Consider the following 16,111-nt stretch of genomic DNA (forward strand, 5'->3'; position numbering starts at 1 on the left):
TGTTCAGTTATGCGCGTCTTGTAAATCTGTCAGATTGTCGCGGTGACGGATAAAAGTGTCATGTGGTCGTTACTTTCTGGCCGTTCCTGACAGCAGATAGGTTTTTGTTGATTTCCCCGGATTTGCGGTGGATTTCAGCGGGGCTTCCTGCGATGATTTGCACCAGAGGCAAGGCAGATAACGAGAGCAGAACATGACGACCGTGCGGCGCTTTGGTCTGACGGCAGGGGCGGTCTTTGGCCTGAGTGTGGCGGCGGCCTTTGGGCAGTCCTCTGGCTCGGGTTCGTGGTTGTCCTCGCCTTTCAGCGGATTGTTCGGCAGCCGCGCTGAATCGCCAGTTGATTTGCAGATCCAGATTGTTGGCGACCCGGACGGGCTGGAAAACGCCATTCGCAACACGTCGCTGATCGAAGCGGCGCTGCGGGATAACCGCTTTACCGGACAGGATGTGCTGGCTGCGGCACGCGGGGATTATGCGCGGATTTTAGGCGCGCTTTATGACAAGGGCTATTATTCCGGCGTTATCAATATCACGCTGGATGGTGTCGAGGCGGCGCAGATTGCCCCTTTGGACGCGCCCGGACAGGTGCGTCAGGTGGTGATTGGAATTGATCCGGGGCCGCTGTTCCGTTTCGGGCAGGCCGAGATTGCGCCGCTGGCACCGGAAACAAAGCTGCCGCGCGGTTATGCGGTGGGTGAGGTTGCCGGAACCGGGACGATCAAGGGGGCCGCAAGCGAGGGGGTGAAACGCTGGCGGGCGCTGGGCTATGCCAAGGCGGATGTTGCCCACAGCGACATTACGGCCATTCACCCCGATGCGCTGGTGGAATCGCAAATCGCGCTGGACAGCGGCCCGCTGGTGCATTTCGGCCGGATGCACGTCAGCGGGAATGAGCGTTTGCGCACCGGGCGGCTGTATAAGATCGCCGGTTTCCCTGAGGGCAAGCGGTTTGATCCCGAGGATATCGAGCTGGTGCGCAAGCGCCTGCGCCGGTCGGGGATTTTCTCGGCCATCACGCTGACCGAGGCTGAAACGCTGAACCCGGATAACAGCCTTGACGTCGATCTGACCGTGGTTGAGCAAAAGAAACGCCGCGTCGGTATGGGGTTTGAGATCAGCACCACCGACGGCGCGGCGCTGTCGGCCTATTGGATGCACCGGAACCTGCTGGGCGGCGGAGAGCGGCTGCGGGTCGAGGCGAGTTCAACCGACATCGGCTCCAAAAACAGCGAACGCGATGACAGTTTCAGCATCCGGCTGGAACGTCCGGCCAGTTTCCATCCCGACATTACCGCTTACACCGGGTTTTCCGCGTCCAAAGTGCGCGAGGATGACTATAATCAGGACGGGGCCAGCTTTGCCTTTGGGGCGAATTACATCCGGGATGAGCGGCTGAACGCGGATGTGGCGCTGGAATATAACTGGGCGCGGGTCTATGACGCCAACGGACGCACGGATTTTCGTCTGCTGGCGCTGCCTGCGCGGGTGGAATGGGACCAGCGCGACGTGACGACTGATCCGACCGGCGGCTATTGGCTGTCGGGGCAGGCGACGCCTTTTCTTGGTTTTGGCGATACCGGCAGCGGCTTGCGTCTGATGGGCGAGGGTCGGGTTTATCATGGCTTTGGCGAAGAAAAGCGGCTGGTTCTGGCAGGCCGCGCCCGGATCGGCACGATTGCGGGCAGCGCCATCGACGAGATCCCGCGCGACTATCTGTTCTATTCGGGCGGCGGCGGTTCGGTCCGGGGGCAACCCTATCAGTCGCTGGGGGTCGAGGTGATCGACAGCCCCGAAGGGCCGATCAAGACCGGCGGCATGAGCCTAGTGAACCTGTCCGCCGAGGTCCGCTATCGTGTCCGCGACAAAATCGGACTGGCGGTCTTTGCCGATGCGGGCAAGGTCTGGGCCGAGGGCAGCTTCAAGGGCGATGGTGGCTGGCAGGCGGGCGCGGGTGTCGGGGTGCGCTATATCACCCCAATCGGGCCGCTGCGTCTGGATCTGGCCGGGCCGGTCGGCAGCAACCCGCAGACGGGTGAGGGGATGCAGGTCTATATCGGTTTGGGGCAGGCATTTTGATGAAGCGCCTTATCCTTTTGTTCTGGATGGTTCTTTTCCCCGCATTTGCCTATGCGCAAAGCGCCGCCGAAATCTCGCAGCAGACCGAGGACGACCGCGGCTTTCTGACCCGGTTTCTGGAAAGCAAACTGTCGGGCGCGGGGCGTCAGGTGGTGATCTCGGGCTTTCGCGGGGCGCTGTCGTCGCGGGCGACCTTTGACGAAATCGCCATCTCGGATGCCGAAGGGCAATGGCTGGTGTTGAAAAACGGCGCGATCCAGTGGACGCGCAGCGCCCTGCTGACGGGTCGTATCGAGATCAACGAACTGTCTGCCGCTGAAATCCTGATCCCGCGCAAACCCGAAACCGGCGAAGAAGGCCGCAAGCTGGAGGTGCAGACCTTCAGCCTGCCGGAACTGCCGGTGGGTATCCGTATCGACCAGCTTCGCGCGGATCGTGTGGAACTGGGTGAAGCATGGATCGGTCAGCCGGTGGCGCTGTCGGCGCAGGGCAAAATGCAGCTTGCCGGGGGCGAGGGCAACGCCGATCTGACCATTGAACGGCTGGACGCTGCGCGGGGCAGCTTTGTGCTGGACGCGGCCTATTCCAACAGCACAACGGTTCTGAACCTTGATCTGACGCTGGACGAGGGGCAGGGCGGGTTGCTGTCCACCATGCTGGACCTGCCCGGCCACCCATCGGTCGAGGCGCATATCAAGGGCGGCGGGCCGCTGTCGGACTGGGCATCAGACATCAGCCTTGGCACCAATGGCCAGCCGCGTGTCACCGGCATGGCCTCGATCAAGGCCGAAGCCAATGCTGCTGGCGAACCGGGGCGCAGCTTCCGCCTGCAAATCGGCGGTGATATGGCGGCGCTGGTGCGTGAAGCCCAGCGGGATTTCTTTGGTTCACAAGCAGAACTGCGGGCCGAGGGCTGGCGCGGCGATGATGGCGCGATCTCGGTTCCGGTTTTGCAGGTCAGGACCGAGGCAATGCAGGTCGCGGGCCGGGCCGAGGTGAATGCCTCGGGCGCACCGACGCTGGCGGCCTTGCAGATTGACCTTGGCCGCGATGCGGGGGCGGATAACCTGCCGGTGCGGCTGCCTTTTGCGCCTGCCGGGGCGATGGTGGAATCGGGGCAACTGCGGCTGTCCTATGACGTGGCGCAAAGCGATGGCTGGACCCTGAACGGGCAGCTTGGTCAGATTCTGACCGAAGGCGGCAGCCGGATCGAATCCCTGCTGCTGAGCGGCGGCGGTCAGGTTCGCATGAACGGCACCGAGATCGAAGGGCTGGGTGGCCCCGTGGGCTTTCAGGCGCTTGGCATTGCGCTGGCGGATGCCGGGCAGGCGCAGGCGGTCGGCCCGTTCCTGTCGGGCAGCTTCGATCTGGACTGGACCAGCGGCAACGCGGTCGAACTGACCGATTTGCAGGTCGAGGGTGAGGATTACGGGGTTGATGGCGAAATCCGCGCCGATGGTCTGAACAGCGGTATGACCGTGACCGCCGATCTGGATGCGCATTATACCGACCTTGCCCGCCTGTCCGAATTGGCGGGCCGTAAGATGAGCGGGCGGGCCGATGCCAATTTGCGCGGCTTCTCGACCCTGCTCAGCGGCGCGTTCGACGGCACGCTGACCGTAACCGGCACCGATATTTCCGTAGATCAGAAATATCTGGACCGGCTGCTGCGCGGTCAGTCCAACATTATCATTGACGCGGGCCGCCACGAGGACGGGACCGAGCTGCGTGAACTGTCGATCCGGGCGCAGCGGTTGAACGGTCGCGCCTATGGCACCTTGCGACAGGACTCCAGTAATTTGCAGGCCGTGTTCAGCGTTCCCAGCCTGTCTGATCTGGACCCGGATATGTCGGGCAACCTGCGGGCCGAAGCCGCGCTGACCGGGCCTTCGGGCCTGCGCCGTGTGACCCTGAGCGCCGAGGCCAACGACTTACGCACCGGCCAGCCCGATCTGGACGGCGCCCTGAACGGGCGCACCATGCTGACCGGGATCGTGCAGGAAACCGAGGGGGTCTATAAGCTGGAAACCCTGCGGCTGGCGAATGACCAACTGGTGCTGAACGGCACCGGGGATTTCACCGAAGGCGCAATGGATGCGCAGCTTGACTTTGATCTGGCCGACCTGGGGCGTATCCGCGCTGCTGCCGGGGGCAGCCTGAAGGGGCAGGCGCAATTACGCGATCAGGGCGGTAGCCGCCACCTGACCGCCAGTGCTGAGGGGCTGAACCTGCGGCTTGGTGGCGTGCCGGACGGGGCGCTGTCCGGGCCGTCGCGGCTGGCGCTGGATGTAGAGCAGGCCGCGAATGGCCGCCTGACGGTGAACCGCTTTGACCTGAGCAGCGACCAGACCAATGCCACCGCGCAGGGGGTGCTGGCGCGGGATGGCGGCTCGAACCTGACGGCATCGCTGCGGATGAACACGCTGGCCTCGATCGGACTGGGCTGGCAAGGCTCGGTGCAGGCTGACGGGCAGGTGACGGATAATGGCGAGGGCGCGCAGGTCGTGTCGGTCAGCGGTGTTGCGCGGGATCTGTCCATGGGGCAGGGACAGGTGGATGCGGCGCTTGCGGGTGCGACCAATTTTGCTCTGCTGGGTGTGTTCCGCGACGGGGTATTGCAGATCGAGGAAGCCACCGTCGAAAACCCGCGTCTGAACGCGCAGGCCGAAGGCCGTGTCGGGGCGGGCGCAACCGATGTTACCGCACGGCTGCGGGCGGCCAATCTGGCGTTTCTGGGCCACGGGCTTGGCGGTTCGGTCGAGGCCAGCGGGCGGCTGCGCGATGACGGCAACAGCCGCCGGATCGAGGCACAGGGCAATGCCAGCGGGCTGCGGGTCGGCAATGCGCAGGCCGACGCGATCCTTGCCGGGACCACGCGCTTTGACCTTGCCGCGCAGCAGGTGGGGGATCGGTTCTCGGTCAGCCGGTTGATGGCGCAGAACAATCAGTTCCAGATCAATGCTTCGGGCGATCCGATGGCGGATATTCAACTGGATGCGCGACTGTCCGACCTTGGGCTGGTGGTGACGGGCTTTCCCGGCCCGGCGCAAGTCACCGGGACTGTCCGGCAAGAGGCGCGCAATTTTGTTCTGGACCTTACGGGGCAGGGGCCGGGCGGCACACGGGTGCAGGCCAGCGGGACAATGGCGCGGGATGGGTCTGACAGCGACCTGCGGATCAGCGGCACTGGCGATGCGGCGGCGGCCAACCCGATGCTGCGGGTGCGCTCGGTCGAGGGGCCGGTGGATTTCGACCTGCGGATGCAGGGGCGGCCGGGGCTGGAGGCCCTGACGGGGCAGGTGCGCCTGCCCAATGCGCGGATCGCGGACCCCGCTGCGGGGGTGCGGATCGAGAATATCGCCCTGACCGCTGATCTGGACCGGGGCCGGATCGTGCTGGACGGGACCGGCAATTTCGCTGCCGGGGGGCGGGTTTCGGTCTCGGGGCCGGTCGATTTGCGTGGCGACCGCGAGATGGATCTGGTGGTGACGCTGGATAATGTCCATCTGCGCGACCCTGAACTCTATGAAACCATCGCCAACGGGCAGGTGCGGATCACCGGACCAGAGGCGCGGGGTGCGCTGATTTCCGGGCGGGTGCATCTGGAAGATACGGAAGTCCGTATTCCGAACAGCAGTTTCGGGGCCAAGAAAATCCCCGAGATACGCCATATCGCTGATTCCGCTGCGGTCGAGGCAACCCGCGCCAAGGCCGGGCTGACGCCCTGGCCCAGCCCGGCCTCGCGGCAGGCCGGGATGAGCGGTCCGGCGGCGACGCCTTCGGATCGCCCGATGCGGCTGGATCTGCTGATTGACGCGCCGAACCGGGTGTTTGTGCGCGGGCGCGGCGTCGATGCCGAGCTTGGCGGCCAGTTGCGCCTGTCCGGCAATGTTCGTGCGGTTATCCCGATTGGCCATCTGGAGCTGATCCGGGGCCGTGTCGATTTGCTGGGCAAGCGGTTCGATCTGACCGAAGGGCTGATCGAATTGCAGGGCAGCATGATCCCGGTTCTGCGTCTGGTGGCGCAGACCGAACAGAACGGTATCCTGACCGAGATCATCATTGATGGCGAGGCGATGGACCCTGACATTACCTTCCAGTCCAGCCCCGACATGCCGCAGGAAGAAGTCCTGTCGCATCTGTTGTTCGGGCGGGGTCTGGATAATATCAGCGCGCTTCAGGCCGCGCAGCTTGCCAATGCGGTGGCGGTTCTGGCCGGGCAGGGCGGCATCGGCGTGGTCGGGGCGCTGCGTGAGCAGACGGGGCTGGACGATCTGGACCTGACCACGGATGAGGACGGCAGTGTTGGTGTCCGGGCGGGGAAATACCTGTCGGATAATGTTTATACCGATGTGCAACTGGACGATACCGGACGCACCAAGCTGAACCTGAACCTCGACATATCCGATTCGCTGACGGTGCGCGGATCTGTGTCCAGCGATGGCGGCAGCAGCATCGGCCTGTTCTATGAGCGGGACTACTGAACCATGCCGCGCGGTCCATGGTTCAGCCCGGCACGATGCCGGGCGTTGGGGTCGTTACTCTGCGGCGGCGTGCAGGACGGGATGTTCTGTCGGCTGGTTCGCGGCTTGAGGGGCTTTGTCGGCCCGTTCCTGTGGTAACAGCCCGTGCGACGCAGGGCCAAAGCCCGTCAGGGGGGGGGTCATTTGGCCGGGCTGGCTCTGGCCAAAGCTGACCATCCGCCGTCCGCGACCCGCTGGGGCCACGCGCCAGTTCAGGACCGGCCCTTCCCGCAGTTGCAATCGCCCGTTGACCTGTGGTGCTGCAGCCTCGGTGGTCAGTGCATCTGACAGCGCCCGTGCCTCTGACGGGTCGGCGCTGCTGGCCTGCCAGCGGCCAAGTGCAAAACGGATGCTTTCGGGTTCCTTGGACCACAATTCCCGATAGGCGCGGTTGCTCATCACCATGGAGCCGTCCAGCGAGAACAGCGCCAGCGCATCATCGAGCGAGTCCAGAAGTTGCGTGCCATGTGAAAGCTCGGACCGGAACCGGCGGGTCATCATGGTTTCCGAGCTGATGTCCTCGAACAGAAAGGCGATGGCACCGTCGGGGTGTGGGCGGCCGGTGACACGATAGGTCTGGCCACCCGGCAAGGACCAGGTTTCGACATAATGTCCCGCAGCCGCGCCGGTTTCCAGATTGGCAATCTGGCGCTGCCAGGTACGGTAATCCTTGGGTTCGGGGATCATCCGCGCCTCACGCAGACGGTCCAGCACCGCATAGAGGGTCGGACGCGAGATCATAAAGCCGGTTGGCAGCCCAAAAAGGTCGATCAGCGCCGGGTTGAACAGTTGCATCCGCCGGTCACGGTCGAAAATCGCCAGACCGATGGGCAGATCGGCAAAGGTCTTGGTGAGGGTCTGCACAAATTCGCGCAGGCTGCGCTCGGCCCGGACGGTTTCATCGGCGGGCAGAGCGCAAAACAGCGTGCCGCCCTGTTGGGTGCTGGCGTTGCAGTCGAACCAGTTCTGGCCCTTGGCGCCCTCCAGCATCAGGCGAGAGGTCTGACCGTCCTGCATTTGTGCCGGATTGACCTGGAACAGCCGGGGCAGCGGCCAGAGCGTTGGCTGCCCGGTCTGTTGTTCGGCCAGCGCGATATAGGCTGCATTGGCCCATGTAATCGCCCCCTGCGCATCCTGCTGCCACGCCAGTATCGGTGCGGTATCGACCGCGCGGCGCAGCAGTTCGACCTCTTGCAGCAGCGCGGTTTGTGCCAGTGGGTCAACGATCTGGCCAACCCCTTCGCGCCCCGGTGCGGTGATGGTCAGGCGCAGGTGATCGTCGCCCATATCCTCGACCAGCAAATGCACCGGACTGTTGCCATCGCTGGTCAGTGCCAGCCGATGCCCCGATTCGGGGCGCGGAAAGCCGTGATCCAGATACGGGAACTGCATGGCCAGCCAAGCTGTCAGCCGCGCCCTTTCCGAAGTGCCGGGCAATTCTGCCAGCAGCGCATGGGCGGGCGCGGTGGCATCGACCAGCTTGTTGTTTTGAAATAGAAATACCATCGGCTGAAGGGCACCGGTCAGCCCGGCAGACGCTGGCCCGGCCTTGCGTCCGTCCAATGCGCGAAACAGCCCCAGCGCGATCACAACCGAGATCGTCCCTGCGATGACCACCGTTAGCATCGTTGCCACGCCACTTTCCCCCAAAAGGATGTTATCAGAACTCCATTACAACCTATGGGGTTAAAATATGGTTAACAAGTCTGCGCTATTTTGTGATTTTCGGATTTTCCCCAAGCGCCGCCCGCCCGGTTTCCTCCAGTGCGTTGCGCGGCCATGTGACCCGGATCACCGCGCCCGGCCCGCCATTGCCAAAGCTGATCTGCCCGCCAGATCGTTCCAGCAGGGTTTTGGCGATGAACAGGCCAAGGCCCATGCCTTCATAATCGCCGGTTTCGCGTGCTGTGGGTCGGGTGGTCAGGAAAGGGTCGCCCACACGGGCCAGCATTTGGGGGCTGAACCCCGGACCGTCATCGGAAATGGTGATCGAGATGGTCTCAGCGGACCAGCCCGCCGTGACCTGAACCCGGACGCGGGCGAAATCCACGCCGTTCTGGATCAGGTTGCGCAGGGCATGAATGATGCCCGGATCGCGGCGGATTTCGGGGACCGGGCCGGTGGTTCCGGCAAGCTGGATCTGCACCTCGATGCCACGGCTGGCGTGGGGGGCGGCGGCCTCCTCCAGCACGACTTCCAGCGGGGCCGAGCGCAGCAGCAGGTCATCCTTGCCCGCCTGCCCCATTGAGCGCAGAATGTCGCGGCAACGATCGACCGAAGCGCCAAGCTGCGCCAGATCGTCGGTCAGGTCGGTGCGGTCGGGCAGGGCTTCGGTCAGCTCATCCGCCAGTTCCGAGCTGATAAGTTTCATCGTGGCCAGCGGTGTTCCCATCTCATGTGCGGCGGCGGCGACGACGCCGCCAAGATGTTGCAGCTTTTGTTCCCGTGCCAGCGCCATGCGGGTGGCGAACAGCGCATCGGCGGTGGCTGTGAACTCGGACGCGACGCGGTGGGCGTAGGTGGCAAAAAAGACCACCCCAATGACGATGGCGACCCAATGCGCCAGCGCCAGCAGCCAGGGCATTTCCAGCTCGGTGCCGCGAATGTCATAGAGTGGCCGCCCGAACCACGCCGCAAGCGAGATCATAACCACCGTCGCCGCGCCAAGCGCCACGGTTTCGCGTTGGGGCAGGACGGTGGCGGCGACGGTTACGGGGGCCAGAACCAGCAGCGCAAACGGGTTCGACAGCCCGCCCGTCAGCGACAACAGTGCCGCGAGCTGGACCAGATCGAACAGCATTTGCAGCGCGGCCTCGCGGCTGGAAATGCGCGGCAACGGGCGGGTGCTGAGCCAGATATTCAGCAGCGCCGCCACCCCGATCAGCACCAACATTGCCAGCAAAGGCACTTGCACCCCGACCATCCATGCAGCCAGCATGGCGGCGATTTGCCCTGCAATCGCCACCCATCGCACATGCACCAGCGTGCGCAGGCGGATCGGCTCGGGGCGGGTCATAACCTCGTTCGGGTCGGCAAGCATATTCAGCGGCATTTCGGCACCTGCGACATTGCTGTGGATTGATAATCGGCAGCGTATAGGCAATCAATGCGACAGCATGGCATGAAAGGAAATGCAATGGCCGACAGAAAGATCATCGCGCTTGCAACACTGGCGGCATTGCTGCTTTTGGTGACGGGCTGGCTTTGGCTTGGGCGCGGCACGGCAGATGCACGCTATGCGCAATGCCAGCAAAGTCAGGTGCCGGGCGGATTTGCCGCGCTGGGTGGGGCATTTACCTTAACGGATGAGAATGGCCAGCGCGTTACCGATAAGCAGGTCTTTGACAAACCGTCGCTTTTGTATTTCGGCTATACATTCTGCCCGGATGTTTGCCCGATGGACAGCGCCCGCAATGCTGCTGCCGTCGATATTCTGGCCGAGGCGGGGCAGGACGTGAAACCTGTTATGATTACCGTGGATCCCCGGCGCGATACGCCCGAGGTGCTGCGCGATTTCACCGATCTTCTGCACCCTGAAATGGTCGGCCTGACCGGGACCGAACAAGAGATCGCGGATGCGAACCGGCTGTGGCGAAATTATTATCGTGCGCAGAATACAGAAGACCCGGATTATTATTTGGTCGATCACATGACGAACACCTGGCTGATCCTGCCCAATGCCGGCACGGTCGAAATGTTCACCCGCGATGTCACGCCCGAGGCCATGGCCGAGCGGGTCGGCTGCTTCCTGAACGTCAGTTGAACCGGGATTTGCACATTCCTGAGACAAAGGCTAAAAGAAGTGCATTTCCCAACGTCCCGAGGCCCCTATGCCTGACGACCGCCTGAACGATCTGCCCGCTGACCGCTCGCTTTTGCTGGTTGATGATGATGAGGTTTTCGTGACCCGCCTTGCGCGGGCGATGGAAAAGCGTGGTTTCCAGACCAGCGTTGCCCTGTCGGTTGCGGATGCGCGCAAGCTGGTGCGTGACGCAGCCCCGGCCTTTGCGGTGGTCGATCTGCGGCTGGAGGATGGCAGCGGGCTGGATGTGGTCGAGCTTTTGCGCGAGACGCGGGAAGATGCGCGGGTGATCGTGCTGACCGGCTATGGTGCGATTGCCACCGCCGTGGCCGCGGTGAAAATGGGTGCAACCGATTATCTGTCGAAACCCGCTGATGCGAATGATATTGCCGCTGCATTGCTGACGCAGGGCGAGGCTTTGCCGCCGCCGCCGGAAAACCCGATGTCGGCGGACCGGGTGCGCTGGGAACATATCCAGCGGGTTTATGAGCAATGCGACCGCAATGTCAGCGAAACGGCACGGCGTCTGCATATGCACCGCCGCACGCTCCAGCGGATTTTGGCCAAGCGCAGCCCGAAATAATCAATTACCCTGCTTTGGATTTTTCTTTTATTGTCATTTGAATTGTTTTTCGGATAATGGCAGGCACATTTCCGTAGGACAGGAAAACGACAATGAACCTCGACAACCTTTCGCTGAGCGAACTGCGTGAACTGCGCAACCGCGTTGAGCGTGCGATTACCTCGTTTGAACAGCGTAAAAAGCGCGAAGCCTTGGCTGCCGCCGAGGAAGCGGCCCGTGCGCTGGGCTTTAACCTTGCCGAATTGACCGGCGGTAAAATCTCGCGCCGCAGCAGCGCGGCGCCGAAATATGCCAATCCGGCGGATACGACCCAAACCTGGAGCGGCCGTGGCCGTCAGCCGGTCTGGGTCAAGGAGTATCTGGCTGCAGGTAAAACGCTGGAAGATCTGGCGATCTGATTACCGACTGTCGATTTCAGTTAACAGGGCCTGAAATCGCAGCAGAAAATCCCGTCGCACTTCGACAGGCGGGCGTGGGGTGATAACCACCTTGCGCCCGCTTTTTCCTGCAAGGCGCCCGAACAGCCGGTCGGCCTCGGCTTCGGAAAACCCGGCAATCTGCACCGCCTCGGCCCATGCGGATATTGTATCGGCGGCTTTAATGGCTTTTTTCAGCGCAACAGGCAGCACCGCAGGCAGGCCAAAGCGGCGGTGAATGGCCGCACTCAGACGCTTGTCCATTTCGCCGTATTCAACGCCAAGCGCGGATTTCACCGGCGAGATCATATCCCCGATCACATATTCCGGCGCATCATGCAGCAGCGCCGCCAGCCGGTCCTGCGGGCTTGCCGAGGGGGTGACCCCGGCAAACAGCGCCTCGACCAGCAGCGAATGTTCGGCAACGGAATAGGCCCAATCACCGCGCGTCTGGCCGTTCCAGCGCGCGACAAAGGCAAGCCCATGGGCGATGTCCTCGATCTCGATGTCGAAGGGCGTCGGGTCCAGCAGGTCCAGCCGCCGCCCGGACAGCATCCGCTGCCAGGCGCGCGGGGGTTTCTGTGGCATCAGTTCGGGACTTGCCCGGCGGTTTCTGCCTGCGCCCGGCGGGCGAGTTCCTGACGATACAGCGCCACAAAGTCGATCGGGTCCAGATTGACCGGCGGGAAACCCCCGTCACGGGTCACATCCGACACGATGCGCCGGACAAAGGGGAACAGCAGGCGCGGACATTCGATCATCAGGAACGGGTGCAACTGGTCCTCGGGGACGCCCTCGACATGGAACACGCCGGCATATTCGACCTCACACAAGAACAGTTGTGCGCCGTCCTGCTGGTTTTTCGACCCCACTTTCAGCTTTTGCAGCACCTCATACTGGTGTTCCTGCTGGCGCTTGCGGGCGTCAAGGCTGACCTGAACCGTCAGTTCCGGCTGGACGTTGTTATCCGCCAGCCCCTTTTGCGACACGATGTTTTCAAAAGACAGATCGCGGATATATTGCGCCAGAATCTGCACACGCGCGGGCTGCTGTTCCGGGGCGGCATTGGTCGGGGTTTCGTCGGCCATGATGGTTCCTTGGTTTCGGTTTCGGGCCGTTTCTAGCACCCGCGTCGCCGCGCCTCAATCGTCAGTATGTCGCGTCCAGCCCGAAGGCCCCTGCTGCGGCGACCGGGGCGGCAGCGCGTCGTGGTCCTGCACCACATAGTCGCCGTCAATCACCTGATCCGAGGCCCCGCGCGTGTTGCGCATCACCGTCATGCGGGCGCGGGCATTGCGCAGGATCGCACGGCGAACCGCCGGGATCAGCAGAAAAAGCCCGCAAGTGCTGGTGAAAAAGCCCGGCAGAATCAGCAAGAACCCGGCCAGCATGACCAGCGTGCCATGCGCCATCGCAGCGCTCGGGTCCACGCCTTGCATCGCTTGCTGCATGGCCTGCCGGGTTCGTATCCCCTGCGCCTGCAAGACCCACAGCCCGGCGGCCACCGACAGCAGCACCAGGCCCAGCGTTGGCCACAGGCCAATCGCGCCCCCAATCTGGACGAACAGTGCAATTTCAATCAGCGGCAGCAAAAGAACGGCGATCAGCCACATGGAATCATCCTTACGTTAGCGGGCAACTGGACTTGTGGCTGCCCTGCACCTACATAAGTGTGGACTGATAAAGAACCAAGATTGATGCCGAAACCAAAGGTTGCCCATGTCCAGCGCCCTGATTCAACTTCTTGTCCTTGCCGCGATTGCGCTGTTCCTGATTATCAAGTTGCGCGACGTGCTTGGCACCCGTGACGGGTTCGAAAAACCGCTGCCGCCCGCAGATGAAGCTCCCGCCCGTGACCGTTTCCGCGTGATCGAGGGCGATGCCGAGGATGCGGATGATATTGCCGATCACACCGACCCCGCCAGCCCTGCCGCCAGCGCCTTGCGGGCGATGAAACAGGCTGAACCGTCGTTTGAGGTGACGCCCTTCCTGAACGGCGCGAAACAAGCCTATGAAATGATCCTGATGGGTTTTGAACGCGGCGATCTGTCCGAGGTCCGCGCTTTCCTTGCGCCGCAGGTGGCCGAGGCGTTCGACAGCGTGTTGGCTGACCGTCAGGCGCGGGGTCTGACCACTGAGGCGCAGTTCCTTGGCACCCGCGAAACCGCGCTGGACAGTGCCGATTTCAACCCGGCCACGGGCGAGGCCGAAATCTCGGTGCGCTTCGTCGGTGAGATGATCGTTGCCACCCGTGATGCCGCCGGCGAGGTGGTCGAGGGCGATCCGAAGGCGGCCCGCAAACAGCGCGATGTCTGGACCTTTGCCCGCCGGATGGGTCAGAATGACCCGAACTGGCAGCTTGTCGCCACCGGCTGATCCATGTCCCGGCGGCGCGGCCTGACGGACGAGGATCGGGCGCTCTGGTCGCAGGTCGCCCGCAGCGCGGTGCCGCTGCATCCGGCGCGGCCCGCTTTGCCCAAAGTGCCGCCCAAGCCCGCGCCTCTGCCGCGCCGCGATCCGCCGCAAAGTCAGGCTTTGCCGCAATTCCGCATCGGTCAGGGCGCAGGCCCGGCGCATGGCCATGATCTTGCGCCCGAAATCGCTGCCGGGCTGGCCGCGCAACCCCTGCGGATGGATCACAAAACCCACCGCCGGATGAATCAGGGCAAGCTGCGCCCCGAGGCCCGAATTGATCTGCACGGCATGACGCTGGCAATGGCGCAGCCGGAATTGCTGCGTTTTGTTATCGGCTCTCATGCGATGGGGCGGCGGCTGGTGCTGGTGATTACCGGCAAGGGCAAGCCACGCGACGATGGCGGCCCGATCCCGGTGCGGCTGGGTATTCTGCGCCATCAGGTGCCGGTCTGGCTGCATCAGCCACCTCTGGCCGGTCTGGTCCTGCAAGTTACGCCCGCCCACCAACGTCATGGTGGCAATGGCGCCTATTATGTCTATCTGAGACGTTGAAAGGGGGCGCTCGCGCCCCCTCTTGAGCTGACGCTCAATTCACCCCCGGAGGATATTTTCAGACAAAAGATAAAATACAGTATCTTTTGTCCCTAAATATCCCCGCCGGAGGCATCTGCCGGTTCAGGCAGACAGGTCGTCAGATCAGCGCGAATAATTCGCCTTTGGTCCGGCGAAATACCAGGCAATCAGCCCGATCACCGGCAGGATGGCGATAATCAGCACCCAAATCACTTTGGTTTGCGTGGATTCATTGGTGTTGATGACGGATGCAATCGCCCAGATATCCAGAACGAAAACAACAGCCCAGAAAAGCCAGCTTAGCATCGCGCGCCCCTTTATTGCGGTGTCGTCAAGGAAACCCGCCTGGTATCCCGGCGGTTCCCGCGTTTACAGCACATAACGCGACAAATCGGTGGAGCGTGCCAACTCGCCAAGGTGGCGCTCGACATATGCGGCATCGACCGTCACGCTTTGCCCGGATTGATCGGGGGCAGCGAAGGAAAGCTCTTCAAAGACCCGCTCGATCACCGTGTAAAGCCGCCGGGCGCCGATGTTTTCGACACTGGCGTTGACCTCGGCGGCGATGCGGGCAAGGGCGTTGATACCGTCATCGGTAAAGCTGACCGCGACGCCTTCGGTTTGCATCAGCGCGGTATATTGCCGGGTCAGGGCATTGTCGGTCTCGGTCAGGATGCGGGTGAAATCGGCCTCGGTCAGCGGTTTCAGCTCGACCCGGATCGGCAGGCGGCCCTGAAGTTCCGGCAGCAGGTCCGAGGGTTTCGCCACATGAAACGCCCCCGAGGCGATGAACAGGATATGGTCCGTGCGCACCGGGCCGTATTTCGTCGAAACCGTCGTGCCTTCGATCAGCGGCAGCAGGTCACGCTGGACGCCCTCGCGGCTGACATCGCCGCCACGGGTTTCCTGCCGTGCGGCCACCTTGTCGATCTCGTCGATAAAGACGATGCCGTTTTCCTGCACGGATTCCAGTGCGGTCGTCTTGACGATCTCATCATCCAGCAGCTTGTCTGCCTCCTCCGAGATCAGCAGCTCATAGCTTTCCGCCACCGTTACCTTGCGCCGCACCCGGCGGCCGCCAAAGGCTTTCATCAGGTCGCCGAAATCCATCATCCCGGCCATGCCGGGCTGACCCGGAACCGCCATGCCGAGGGGCGAGGAGGTGTCGGTCAGCTCAATCTCGATCACGGTATCGTCCAGTTCGCCGCGTTTCAGCTTGTCGCGGAACATCTGACGGGTGCCTTCGCGGGCATCTGCTCCGGCGATGGCGGTGATGACGCGATCTTCGGCAGCCTTATGGGCGCGGGCCTTTACCTCGTCGCGCATCCGGGTGCGTGTGTCCACAATCGCAGCGTCCATCAGGTCGCGGATGATCTGTTCGACATCGCGTCCGACATAGCCAACCTCGGTGAACTTGGTCGCCTCGACCTTGATAAAGGGCGCATTGGCCAGCTTGGCCAGACGGCGGCTGATCTCGGTCTTGCCGACGCCGGTGGGGCCGATCATCAGGATGTTCTTGGGGTAAACCTCGTCACGCAGGTCATCGCCCAGTTGCTTGCGCCGCCAGCGGTTGCGCAGTGCTACGGCCACAGCACGCTTTGCGTCCGCCTGGCCGATGATAAAGCGGTCCAGTTCGGACACGATTTCGCGGGGGGTAAGGTCGGTCATGCCGTCTCCTGTCGCATTTGCGCATCACTTAGACAGCAGGTCAGGTGGTTTCAA

General features: G+C 63.0%; 14 protein-coding genes. 7 read left to right on the forward strand and 7 right to left on the reverse strand.

Features of this window, described 5'->3' with window-relative positions; genetic code table 11:
* Positions 1–193 precede the first annotated feature (193 nt).
* Both Q4G24_RS05975 and Q4G24_RS05980 read left to right on the forward strand, forming a co-directional pair.
* Entirely contained in the window at positions 194–2,077 is a 1,884-nt protein-coding gene (locus tag Q4G24_RS05975) for an autotransporter assembly complex family protein (RefSeq protein WP_303365598.1), read from the forward strand.
* Entirely contained in the window at positions 2,077–6,561 is a 4,485-nt protein-coding gene (locus tag Q4G24_RS05980) for a translocation/assembly module TamB domain-containing protein (RefSeq protein WP_303365599.1), read from the forward strand. Before Q4G24_RS05975 ends, Q4G24_RS05980 begins: the two co-directional genes overlap by 1 nt.
* Before the next feature lie 54 nt (positions 6,562–6,615).
* Here the strand turns inward: Q4G24_RS05980 and Q4G24_RS05985 are convergent, their stop codons facing one another.
* Both Q4G24_RS05985 and Q4G24_RS05990 read right to left on the reverse strand, forming a co-directional pair.
* On the reverse strand, positions 6,616–8,226 hold the full coding sequence (locus Q4G24_RS05985) for a PAS-domain containing protein (protein ID WP_303365627.1): 1,611 nt from the start codon (positions 8,224–8,226) through the stop codon (positions 6,616–6,618).
* An 85-nt stretch (positions 8,227–8,311) separates the two neighbouring features.
* Positions 8,312–9,652, reverse strand: a complete 1,341-nt coding sequence (locus Q4G24_RS05990; protein WP_303365600.1) for an ActS/PrrB/RegB family redox-sensitive histidine kinase — start codon at positions 9,650–9,652, stop codon at positions 8,312–8,314.
* Between the two features lie 84 nt (positions 9,653–9,736).
* Between Q4G24_RS05990 and Q4G24_RS05995 the strand changes: the two genes are divergently transcribed.
* The 3 genes from Q4G24_RS05995 (at position 9,737) to Q4G24_RS06005 (ending at position 11,383) form a co-directional block, all read left to right on the forward strand.
* Entirely contained in the window at positions 9,737–10,363 is a 627-nt protein-coding gene (locus tag Q4G24_RS05995; RefSeq protein WP_303365601.1) for an SCO family protein, read from the forward strand.
* Positions 10,364–10,430: 67 nt separating this feature from the next.
* Positions 10,431–10,985: an ActR/PrrA/RegA family redox response regulator transcription factor gene (locus tag Q4G24_RS06000; RefSeq protein WP_303365602.1), complete on the forward strand. Its 555-nt coding sequence runs from the start codon at positions 10,431–10,433 to the stop codon at positions 10,983–10,985.
* 92 nt (positions 10,986–11,077) lie between these two features.
* A complete protein-coding gene (locus Q4G24_RS06005) occupies positions 11,078–11,383 on the forward strand; it encodes an H-NS histone family protein (RefSeq protein ID WP_303365603.1) in 306 nt (101 codons plus the stop codon).
* Here the strand turns inward: Q4G24_RS06005 and Q4G24_RS06010 are convergent, their stop codons facing one another.
* Genes Q4G24_RS06010 through Q4G24_RS06020 form a run of 3 tightly spaced genes read right to left on the reverse strand, consistent with a single transcriptional unit; the run spans position 11,384 to position 13,014 of the window.
* The gene (locus tag Q4G24_RS06010) at positions 11,384–11,989 is read right to left on the reverse strand and encodes an HD family hydrolase (RefSeq protein WP_303365604.1); all 606 of its coding nucleotides are present in this window, start codon (positions 11,987–11,989) and stop codon (positions 11,384–11,386) included.
* Positions 11,989–12,489: a protein-export chaperone SecB gene (secB, locus tag Q4G24_RS06015; RefSeq protein ID WP_303365605.1), complete on the reverse strand. Its 501-nt coding sequence runs from the start codon at positions 12,487–12,489 to the stop codon at positions 11,989–11,991. The genes Q4G24_RS06010 and secB overlap by 1 nt, the downstream gene beginning before the upstream one ends.
* Before the next feature lie 54 nt (positions 12,490–12,543).
* Positions 12,544–13,014: an FxsA family protein gene (locus tag Q4G24_RS06020; protein WP_303365606.1), complete on the reverse strand. Its 471-nt coding sequence runs from the start codon at positions 13,012–13,014 to the stop codon at positions 12,544–12,546.
* 106 nt (positions 13,015–13,120) lie between these two features.
* On the opposite strand from Q4G24_RS06020, the gene Q4G24_RS06025 reads away from it, so the two are divergent.
* Together Q4G24_RS06025 and Q4G24_RS06030 are read left to right on the forward strand one after the other, a co-directional pair.
* Complete coding sequence (locus Q4G24_RS06025; RefSeq protein ID WP_303365607.1) at positions 13,121–13,777, forward strand: Tim44/TimA family putative adaptor protein; 657 nt, start codon at positions 13,121–13,123, stop codon at positions 13,775–13,777.
* A 3-nt stretch (positions 13,778–13,780) separates the two neighbouring features.
* Complete coding sequence (locus Q4G24_RS06030) at positions 13,781–14,368, forward strand: Smr/MutS family protein (RefSeq protein WP_303365608.1); 588 nt, start codon at positions 13,781–13,783, stop codon at positions 14,366–14,368.
* Positions 14,369–14,512: 144 nt separating this feature from the next.
* Here Q4G24_RS06030 and Q4G24_RS06035 read toward each other — a convergent pair whose 3' ends face one another.
* Both Q4G24_RS06035 and hslU read right to left on the reverse strand, forming a co-directional pair.
* A complete protein-coding gene (locus Q4G24_RS06035; RefSeq protein WP_303365609.1) occupies positions 14,513–14,695 on the reverse strand; it encodes a PLDc N-terminal domain-containing protein in 183 nt (60 codons plus the stop codon).
* Between the two features lie 63 nt (positions 14,696–14,758).
* Entirely contained in the window at positions 14,759–16,057 is a 1,299-nt protein-coding gene (gene hslU, locus Q4G24_RS06040) for an ATP-dependent protease ATPase subunit HslU (RefSeq protein WP_303365610.1), read from the reverse strand.
* Positions 16,058–16,111: the final 54 nt, after the last annotated feature.

The sequence above is a fragment of the Paracoccus sp. (in: a-proteobacteria) genome (assembly GCF_030538695.1).
Taxonomy (GTDB): Bacteria; Pseudomonadota; Alphaproteobacteria; order Rhodobacterales; family Rhodobacteraceae; genus Paracoccus.

Coding starts and splice junctions, on each gene's coding strand:
- Q4G24_RS05975 (WP_303365598.1), top strand. CDS start 194: ATGACGACCGTGCGGCGCTTTGGTCTGACGGCAGGGGCGGTCTTTGGC.
- Q4G24_RS05980 (WP_303365599.1), top strand. CDS start 2,077: ATGAAGCGCCTTATCCTTTTGTTCTGGATGGTTCTTTTCCCCGCATTT.
- Q4G24_RS05985 (WP_303365627.1), bottom strand. CDS start 8,226: ATGCTAACGGTGGTCATCGCAGGGACGATCTCGGTTGTGATCGCGCTG.
- Q4G24_RS05990 (WP_303365600.1), bottom strand. CDS start 9,652: ATGCCGCTGAATATGCTTGCCGACCCGAACGAGGTTATGACCCGCCCC.
- Q4G24_RS05995 (WP_303365601.1), top strand. CDS start 9,737: ATGGCCGACAGAAAGATCATCGCGCTTGCAACACTGGCGGCATTGCTG.
- Q4G24_RS06000 (WP_303365602.1), top strand. CDS start 10,431: ATGCCTGACGACCGCCTGAACGATCTGCCCGCTGACCGCTCGCTTTTG.
- Q4G24_RS06005 (WP_303365603.1), top strand. CDS start 11,078: ATGAACCTCGACAACCTTTCGCTGAGCGAACTGCGTGAACTGCGCAAC.
- Q4G24_RS06010 (WP_303365604.1), bottom strand. CDS start 11,989: ATGCCACAGAAACCCCCGCGCGCCTGGCAGCGGATGCTGTCCGGGCGG.
- secB (WP_303365605.1), bottom strand. CDS start 12,489: ATGGCCGACGAAACCCCGACCAATGCCGCCCCGGAACAGCAGCCCGCG.
- Q4G24_RS06020 (WP_303365606.1), bottom strand. CDS start 13,014: ATGTGGCTGATCGCCGTTCTTTTGCTGCCGCTGATTGAAATTGCACTG.
- Q4G24_RS06025 (WP_303365607.1), top strand. CDS start 13,121: ATGTCCAGCGCCCTGATTCAACTTCTTGTCCTTGCCGCGATTGCGCTG.
- Q4G24_RS06030 (WP_303365608.1), top strand. CDS start 13,781: ATGTCCCGGCGGCGCGGCCTGACGGACGAGGATCGGGCGCTCTGGTCG.
- Q4G24_RS06035 (WP_303365609.1), bottom strand. CDS start 14,695: ATGCTAAGCTGGCTTTTCTGGGCTGTTGTTTTCGTTCTGGATATCTGG.
- hslU (WP_303365610.1), bottom strand. CDS start 16,057: ATGACCGACCTTACCCCCCGCGAAATCGTGTCCGAACTGGACCGCTTT.